Consider the following 2,909-nt stretch of genomic DNA (forward strand, 5'->3'; position numbering starts at 1 on the left):
ATTTCTTCCGTCAACTGGCCGAGGGCATTCCAGCTCAGCCGGTGGAAACTGCCGTCGGGGTGGCAGGTTTCCAGCAGCCGGCCGCGCCCGTCGTATTTGTAGAAAGTGACGTGGCCGTCGGGGTCGGTCTGGCGGGTGATATCGCCCTGGTCGTTGCGTCGGTAGGTCCAGATGGCGTTACCGCGGGAGCGGGCGTGCAGGAAACCGTTGCGGTACTCGTAGGACGTCGGCACCTCATCCGGCGGAATCAGCGCCACCAGGCGTCCGACTTCGTCGTAGCGGTATTCGGTGACGGCGCCCAGCGGATCCTGCTCGGCGATCAGCCGGCCCTGGTCGTCATAGGCCTTGAGGTGCTCGCCGCCATCGGGCTCGACCTTGCGCACCAGCCGCGCCCGGTCGTCGTGCTCATAGATTTCCTGGCTGCCATCCAGGTGCCGGACCGTGACCAGGCCGTCCTCGCCCCAGGTGTAGCGGCTGTCCATCTGCGCAAACGAGGCCCAGTGCCGGACACAGCGCGCCGCCGGGCCGGCGCCCTGCCATTCCCAGAAGAAACTCGCGCCACCGGCCAGTTGCCGCTGGAGGATGACGTGACGGTCGTCATAGTCATAACGCTCGCTTTCACCGACGGCGTTGGTCGCTTCGATCAGTCGGAAACGTCCGTCGTAGCGGTAGGACGCCAGCGTCTGCTCGGTACGCCAGACGTCGTCCTGGGTATTGGCCGGGTGAAAACTCTGATAGTCGACGGCGACCAGGTGCCGCTGTTCATAGCGCAGCCGCAGTGCGCGGCCGGCGCCGTTGTCCAGGCGGCTGATGTCGCCATGGATGTTGCGTTGAACGGTCAGGCGGTTGTCGTAGCGGTCGCTGAGAGCGGTCAGATGACCGTCGCGAAAGTGTAGGAAAGGCGCCTGGTCGCCGGGCTGGGCGATGATCAGTTCGTCCGGCTCGGTGCCCAGGTAGATAGCGGCGCGGGCCAGGCTGTTGTGGATCGCCGGGCGTTGGGCGGTGGGCAGCGGAAAAAGGGTGCGACGGTTTTCCTGGTCGACCCAGGTAACTTGCTCGCCTTCCAAGAGCAGGCGATGGGCCAGGGCATGGCTCCAGCCGCGCCCGAGCCCGATGTCCAGGTCGGCGGCGCTGGTGCGGTATAAGCGGGTGAAGACGAAGGGCAGACGGCCATCGAGCACGCCGTCTTCCAGGGTCAGCAGTTCCTCGCCGGTGACCATCGACACCGGGCAGCCGCTGGTGGCGGTCTGGGCGGCGGTGTCGGCGCTGTCGCCGTTGGGGTTTTTCGATTGGGTGGGGGCGTCGTCGAAGGGTTCGTATTTGCTGAGTTGGGTGGAGCCCCGGGATTTTTCCCGCGCCACAGCAGCGGGGTTGCTGACAGACAAGGCCGGCGCGTGCTCAGGGGTGATGTTCAAAGGTCCGACAGGTGTCGGCTTCAACGGCGCGCGTTGAGCGCTGACTACCAGCGGTTTCAGCACATCGGCATGTTGATCGAGCCGGTTGGTGGTGAGCTCTCCCAGCCTCCGGCTCGACGCCTGCAACCATTGCCGAGCCCGTCCCGACCGGACTCTATCCAGCACCCTGCCACTCATGCGCACGCCCAGGCCGAGGGCGCCGGTCAAACGCGTCAGCAGGAAACTGATCAGCACCGAGGCGCGCATTTCGCCAACGACTTCAGCCAGGTATTGCGGCGGCAACATCCGCAGCCAACTGGCGAAGGCTGCCATGTGAACGAAGAGCAACGGCTCGTCGCTCAACACCATCAAGCCTTTGGCAATTGCCTCGGAGGAGGCTTTGAGCAGCTGTTCAAGTTCAGCCTGGGTCAGGTAGTCCAGCAGTTTTTCGCTGTTGGCCTGTAGATCCGCCAGCAGCTCGAAGACCTGTTTAACGTCGTCCCACAACCCATGCAGGGCCTTTTCAAAACCGCGCCAATCGGCTTGCTGCAACATCCCGTAGCGTTCGCGAAAACCGGCGTCGGAAAATTCGCTCCACAGTGGTTGAAATTCGCCTTCCCACTCGGCCTTCAGCCAGCCCTCCAGTTCGGCGATCACGCCTTGGTAGGACGCATAAAGCGCCTTGACGTGATCCGCCGTGACCTGAGGGAAAAAAGTGATGCGATAGCGGTGCCCGCGCCAGCACTCGGGGATTTCCAGAATGCCGCTGGGGCCGATCACGTGGTGGACCGGCTCGCCGAACGTCTCCTCCCCCGGCGCGCCCCCGGTAACCGGCTCCAACATCACTGGCGTGTCGCCGATCGGCACGAAACGCGCCGCCTGGAACATATGCACCAGCGTCAGCGGACCGCCCGCCGGACAGGCCGTCACCGTGGCGCTGACGGGTTCATTCAGGTTTTTAGGCGCCGCCAGCGAGACTTCATTGCCGACTTTGAATACTTGTTCAACACCCAGCGCCCAGCCGGTCCAGAGGCTTTCAGCCAGGGCGTCGTAGTCGTTCAGGCAATTGCGAAAATCCGCCAGCACCGCCTCGACATCCGGCTGCTCGGGGTCCATGGCCGCCACCACCAGCAAGCCGATGGTGTTGTTCATAGCCAGGAGTTTGTCGCGGACGAACATGCAGGAATCTCGCATAACTGGACGGACGCGAGACTTTGCCGAGGTTGGCTGAGGAATTAAGTCAGGGAAAGAAGCGGTGGGTGTAGGGCGATTCGGTAAATCGCGGTACGGCTGGAAGGAATTGGGTGGCTGTCAGGCCGTCTCGCGAGCAGGCTCGCTCCCACAGTTGGATTGGGGTATGCCGCGAGAGATAGGTCGGCTGTCAGGCCGTCTTCGCGGGCAAGCCCGCTCCCACAGTTGGATCTGGGTAAGCTCGGAGAAATAGACCCTCCGCCAGACCGCCTCGCTTTTGCTCTGGCTTTTGCTCTGGCTTTTGCTCTGGCTCTTGATCTTGGG

Annotated in this window: 1 protein-coding gene; it reads right to left on the reverse strand. The window is 63.4% G+C overall.

The annotated features are described in order from the left end of the window. Positions 1-2,573: DUF6531 domain-containing protein (locus ACLEJQ_RS25690; protein ID WP_440799895.1), on the reverse strand; the 2,573-nt coding region annotated here is incomplete at its 3' end. Between the last annotated feature and the right edge of the window lie 336 nt (positions 2,574-2,909).

It is taken from the genome of Pseudomonas sp. SMV71 (assembly GCF_052042015.1).
Lineage (GTDB): Bacteria > Pseudomonadota > Gammaproteobacteria > Pseudomonadales > Pseudomonadaceae > Aquipseudomonas.